Genomic DNA, 5,889 nt, shown 5'->3' with positions numbered 1-5,889 from the left:
ATACTGAAATAAATATAATTAAAAATTAAAAATTAAAAAATTAAAGGCAGACTATTGACAAATAATCTAATGAGTGTTATTTAATAACTAGAACAAGTAAAACATATATTTATTTAAAATGGTTCCTAAAGAAAAACAAAATTATATCCCAATTGCATAAATATAGACTAGCTAAAAGGAGATGGTACTCTTGTTTGCGAAATATGAATTAGTAGATATGTTTGACAAAGTATTCAACGACGAAGAATTTTCTAGAATGAACGTTCCTGATATTATGAGAACAGATATCTCAGAAATAAATGGACAAGTATTAATGGAAATTGAATTACCTGGTTATGACAAAGAGAATGTAAGTGCACAACTTGAAAATGGATATCTAACCATAAGAGCAGTAAAGATACAAGCAATTGAAGCTCCTTATGAGAAGCGAAATTATATAATGAGAGAACGCAATATAGGAAGCTGTATGAGAACGTATTACTTAGGAAATCAAGTATCTAGAGAGAATATACAAGCAGCGATGAAAGCGGGTGTATTACGTATATTAATAGATATAGGTGGTATGGATATTGAAGATTTTAGAAAGAAAATAGAAATTCATTAATTTAAACCCAACATCAAAAAGACAACTTTTCGTAGCTATGTGCCATATGTGAACATGTATGTTCACAAAATTGCATTCAGCATAGAAGAGTTGTCTTTTTGATGGTGGGTGAGAGCATTTGGCTTTAATAACATAGTAGACGGTTTAAATTTGCAACAGGCCCCCTTTGATGAACCTTCCTATTTCGCACGCTTGAATTCATCCATACTGATCGCTTTGGTTATGAATAACATAATTATGTAACAGATAACAAGGAATAAGCAAAAACACAACAATAATGCTAATGAACTCATTGAAGCGTGATCCTTGATAAAAAGATAGGAGCGGTTTGTTAAGAAACCGATAAATGCTGTAATTAACCCTGGTTTTACAATCCAATCAACTGGATTGAACGTCACTTTGACGTTTCTAAAGATTGCAAAAGTATCTAATGTTGATATGATAATCTGGCTTACAAGCATTCCAATTAAATAACCCCAGATCCCCCTTTGTGGAACTAAGAATACAACGAAAATAATTCTTACACTTAATCCAATAACCGTATTAAAAAATGTTATATGAGGTTTTCCTAATCCATTAAGTATACTTCCTAAAGTAGTTGTCAAGTATAGAAATGGACAAAGCCATGCTAGAATCGTTAGAAACACACCAGCAGATTCATTGTTAAAAACCAGCGTTCCTAACGCGTTACCAAATGTAATGAAGATACCAGTGCTTAAAATGCCTATAATTAAGCTATATTTTATTGAAAGAGCAGTGGTTTTATTAATCATATTATTGTTATTCGCTGCTTGTGCTTCTGAAACTGTGGGTAGCAGTAAAACAGCAAATGAATTGGTAATGGTAGAAGGAAACATAATGAATGGAATGGACATACCGGTTAATACACCATAGACACTCAATGCCTCTGTTGCACTAAGTCCATATTGTTTTAACATAGAGGGAATTAGGATTGCCTCTATACTACTTAGGATACTAATTAATAAACGATTACTAGTTAATGGTAATGCTAGTTTAATAAGATTGCTGGTATAAGACGTGCGTTCTTCTTTATGGGATCTGTAATTACGAAATTCTTGTATTTTCAATTTGATAGATTCTTGTATTTTGGATGGTTTTACAATAAACATTGAAATTATGTTGTAACCATTAGAGGCTATTTCTCCGAATAAGATACCCCAAACAGCAAGTTCACAAGCTTTCGCGGAGTCACCTGCGGCAAACAATGGAGCTAGTATATAGACACTGGCTACACGAATAATCTGCTCGAATAATTGTGTCATGGCGGGTACACCAGCACGTTTGATGCCATAATAATACCCGTTAATACACGCGGTTATACCACAGAAAGGAAACACATAGGATAGAATCTTAAGAGAGCCTGCACATTTACTTTCCAAGAGAATATTTGTAGCGATAAAGGAAGCATTTCGATTCAACAATATGGATAACGTAATTGCAATTGTGAAAGAAAGTATAATACCAGTTCGTAGAATTCTCTTTAGATTACTTGTATCGTGTTTACCTATTTCAGCGGCAACTAAACGGGAGATAGATGTTTGAATGCCAGAAGCATATAAAGTGAAACAGATACCATAGACAGGAAAGATTAATTGATAAACACCCATATCTTCAGGTTTCAGTATATTCGACAGAAAGATTCGATAGAAAAAGCCGATAATACGAGTTGCAAAACCAGCTATTGTAAGTATCAAGGTACCTTTTATTATTGAATTCTTGCTCATAGACATCAGCCTTTCTCTCATGGGTCAACGATACCAACTTAATATTAAATTGGTGTCGTTGACCTTCTTACATTTTGACATAATTAAGTATATTAATGTAGGGAAAGTTTCATGCTAAGTTCTGTTAAGTCTTAATGACGGAGTAATATAGCCTCTTTAAGATTGTCTGGCAATGCAAGCAGTATTTTGAATAGAAATGGTACAGCTACGGTATAGCGAGGCTTTAACTTTTCTTTCTCAATGATGTTGCATATTTTTTCAGCAGCTTTAATTGAATCCATACGTTTTTGCTCTTTTCGGTAATTGATATCACCTATGTATAAGTTTCTGTAGGGTGATTGTTGGTTTTCCATAAGGGTATCGGAAGTAAGAGATAGTGTATTGAAGAAATTTGTCTGCATAGCACCTGGTTCAATTACGGTGGATTGAATGTCAAAATCATGTAATTCTAACCGTAGGGCATCATTAATTGCCTCAACTGCATGCTTCGATGCGCAGTATCCTCCATTTAGGGATTGTGAGAACTTTCCTGAAATAGACCCGATATTTACAATTTTCCCATTTCCGTGTTGCCTCATATATGGCAATACAAATTGTATCATATTAATAATTCCAAATACGTTGACATCAAACATTTTCTGTAGTTTATTAACTTCGACCTCTTCCAGTGCTCCTCTTATGGAGTAGCCAGCATTATTCACTAGAATATCAATCTGTCCGTATTCTTTTACGATTTGGTTAATAGCTAGTGTAATGGAAGCTTTGTCTGTTACATCTAGTTCTAACCTCAATGAAGCAGATACAGTTTCTAATTTATTTATGTTTCTTGCAGATGCTACAACGGTATATCCTTGGTTAGTTAATATGTTACAGATATCTCGTCCTATACCACTAGAACAGCCTGTGACTAATACAATTTTATTTTGATTCATTTTACAATTCTCCTTTTAGTTTAGTTATTATTATTTTAATGAAAAAAAAGAAATCTGTAATTATCATTTGACAATTACAGATTTCTTTTGATCCTGCTTAGCGAACTTGGTGTAATACCAATATAAGAAGCAATGTATTCTTGTTTTACCCGTTTTTCCAAATCAGGATATTGATGAATAAACAACAGATATCTTTCGACAGCTTTCATTTTCTGAAAATTCACATTTCGATTATCACTATGGATAAAGGCTTCTAAGCATAGTTTTGTATATAGTCTTTGAGATTCTGGTATTGTATTAATCATATGCTTTAATTTGTCAACGCTAATCTGAATCATTATGCAATCTTCCAAAGCTTCAATCCAAAATTCAGAAGGCGAAGGACGAAGCATATTATAGATACAGCACCAGCTTCCTTCTGTAGAGAAGCATTTGGTTATATCATTACCGTCCGTATTAATGTAAAAGCCTCTAACAATACCTTCTTTGATAAAACATACAGTTTGCGTGTTCTCACCCATAGACAGAATGGTACTTCCTTTTGGATATTTCTTCTCATAAAAGAATTGTGTGAATTTATTTGCCAAATTTTTTTCAATACCATACTTTTGAAAATATTCTATTAACACATCCATAGTTGATTTACCTCTGACTATAATTTGTTATAACTATACTACAACCCAATTTTTTTATCAACATTTTCTAATTTACGATGCTATTGAAATAACTATAAAAATTGGAATCCTCCCTTATAATTTGCTTGACAAGTAATAATGAGAATGTTATCATTATTTAATGTTAAAACCAAGTAAAAAAGTCGGAATTAAATTACTCGGAATTGATTTATTTGGGATAGGATTACTCGATATTAACAAAAGAGTAAGAGGTGAATTGTATGAAGATATCAACTAAAGGAAGATATGGTCTACGTGCAATGTTAGATTTAGCACTTAACAGTACGGAAGAAGCAATTGCTCTTAGTGGAGTTGCGGAGAGACAGAATATCTCAATTAGTTATCTAGAACAGTTAATTGCAAAATTAAAAAAAGCTGGATTAGTAAACAGTATTCGTGGAGCACAAGGTGGTTATATGCTTGCGAAACCTGCGAATGAGATCTCAGTAGGGGATATCTTACGCGCCTTAGAAGGAGACTTAAGTCCAGTTGATTGTGCAGAGGTTATGGGTGGTGAATCAACCTGTAGCGGAGCAGATTTATGTGTAACAAAATATGTTTGGAAGCGTATTAGTGATAGTATAAATGATGCAGTTGATGAAATTATGTTGTCTGAATTAGTAGATGAAAGTTTACAACTCAGAAACGAACATGGAAGTAAAGCAAACTTAATAAAAGGGACGTTATGTGACAAATAGTAGCTATTCAGAAACTTAAGAACATATAGAGTAATTGAATAGTAACGATAAATAGAAAATATTTAGGAGATGACGCAAATGGATAAAAAAATTTATTTAGACAATGCAGCAACAACACCAACTAGACCAGCAGTTGTGGAAGCCATGTTGCCATACTTTACAGAATTCTATGGAAACCCTTCAAGTGTATACGAGTTATCAAACGTCTGTAAGAAAGCCATAGTAAATTCAAGAGAGATCATTGCGAAATCTTTAGGTGCAGATGCTGCAGAGATATATTTTACAGCAGGTGGTTCCGAGGCTGATAACTGGGCTTTAAAAGCAACATGTGAGGCATATCAAGCAAAAGGTAATCATATTATCACATCAAAGATTGAACATCATGCAATTCTTCATACCTGTGAACATCTTGAAAAACAAGGTTTTGAAGTAACATACGTAGATGTAGATGAAAATGGTGTTATTAAATTAAGTGAATTAGAAGCAGCAATTCGCCCAACAACAATTCTTATTTCAGTAATGTTTGCTAATAATGAAATCGGAACAATCCAACCAATTAAAGAGATAGGTGAGATAGCTAAAAAACATAATATCTTATTCCATACAGATGCAGTACAGGCGTATGGACAACTACCAATTAATGTAGATGAATATCACATTGATATGTTAAGTGCCAGTGGTCACAAATTAAATGGACCAAAAGGAATCGGATGCTTATATATCCGTAAAGGTATTAAAATCGGTTCGTTCATCCATGGAGGAGCTCAAGAGAGACATAGACGTGCGGGTACTGAGAATGTACCAGGTATCGTTGGTTTCGGTAAAGCAGTTGAGATTGCTATGGAAACAATGAAAGAAAGAACAGAGAAAGAGGTAAAATTAAGAGATCTATTAATAACTCGTGTAATGAGGGAAATTCCTTATACAAGACTGAATGGACATCGCACATTAAGATTACCAAATAATGTGAACTTTAGTTTCCAATTTATCGAGGGTGAATCCTTATTAATTATGTTAGATATGCAGGGAATCTGTGGCTCAAGTGGATCTGCTTGTACGTCAGGATCTCTAGACCCATCTCATGTATTATTATCAATTGGTCTTCCTCATGAAATTGCTCATGGTTCCTTACGTCTAACATTGAGTGAAGATATTACAGAAGAAGATATTAATTATGTAGTTGATAAAGTGAAAGAAATTGTAGATCGCCTTCGTTCTATGTCACCACTTTATGAA

6 protein-coding genes are annotated in these 5,889 nt (G+C 33.6%); 3 read left to right on the top strand and 3 right to left on the bottom strand.

The features are described 5' to 3' along the window. Window positions 1–190 precede the first annotated feature (190 nt). On the top strand, window positions 191–604 hold the full coding sequence (locus ACW2QF_RS16850) for an Hsp20 family protein (protein WP_455717176.1): 414 nt from the start codon (window positions 191–193) through the stop codon (window positions 602–604). Between the two features lie 179 nt (window positions 605–783). Here ACW2QF_RS16850 and ACW2QF_RS16845 read toward each other — a convergent pair whose 3' ends face one another. From ACW2QF_RS16845 to ACW2QF_RS16835, 3 genes are all read right to left on the bottom strand, one after another. Further along, complete coding sequence (locus tag ACW2QF_RS16845) at window positions 784–2,349, bottom strand: putative polysaccharide biosynthesis protein (protein WP_455717175.1); 1,566 nt, start codon at window positions 2,347–2,349, stop codon at window positions 784–786. A gap of 131 nt (window positions 2,350–2,480) precedes the next feature. Continuing rightward, a complete protein-coding gene (locus ACW2QF_RS16840) occupies window positions 2,481–3,281 on the bottom strand; it encodes an SDR family oxidoreductase (protein WP_455717174.1) in 801 nt (266 codons plus the stop codon). 74 nt (window positions 3,282–3,355) lie between these two features. Beyond that, the gene (locus tag ACW2QF_RS16835) at window positions 3,356–3,916 is read right to left on the bottom strand and encodes a Crp/Fnr family transcriptional regulator (protein ID WP_455717173.1); all 561 of its coding nucleotides are present in this window, start codon (window positions 3,914–3,916) and stop codon (window positions 3,356–3,358) included. A 260-nt stretch (window positions 3,917–4,176) separates the two neighbouring features. Here ACW2QF_RS16835 and ACW2QF_RS16830 point away from each other — a divergent pair, with 260 nt between their 5' ends. Both ACW2QF_RS16830 and nifS read left to right on the top strand, forming a co-directional pair. Then, the gene (locus ACW2QF_RS16830) at window positions 4,177–4,653 is read left to right on the top strand and encodes an RrF2 family transcriptional regulator (protein ID WP_455717172.1); all 477 of its coding nucleotides are present in this window, start codon (window positions 4,177–4,179) and stop codon (window positions 4,651–4,653) included. A gap of 78 nt (window positions 4,654–4,731) precedes the next feature. Then, a partial coding sequence (nifS, locus tag ACW2QF_RS16825) for a cysteine desulfurase NifS (protein WP_455717171.1) occupies window positions 4,732–5,889 on the top strand: 1,158 nt, incomplete at its 3' end.

Source organism: Anaerosporobacter sp. (assembly GCF_965301125.1).
Note: the sequence above shows the minus strand (reverse complement) of the source record. Positions and strands in the feature narration are given on the sequence as shown.

Bases quoted from the DNA above. Each gene is read 5' to 3' on its own strand.
- ACW2QF_RS16840 (WP_455717174.1), bottom strand. From the start codon at position 3,281: ATGAATCAAAATAAAATTGTATTAGTCACAGGCTGTTCTAGTGGTATA.
- ACW2QF_RS16830 (WP_455717172.1), top strand. From the start codon at position 4,177: ATGAAGATATCAACTAAAGGAAGATATGGTCTACGTGCAATGTTAGAT.
- ACW2QF_RS16845 (WP_455717175.1), bottom strand. From the start codon at position 2,349: ATGAGCAAGAATTCAATAATAAAAGGTACCTTGATACTTACAATAGCT.
- ACW2QF_RS16835 (WP_455717173.1), bottom strand. From the start codon at position 3,916: ATGGATGTGTTAATAGAATATTTTCAAAAGTATGGTATTGAAAAAAAT.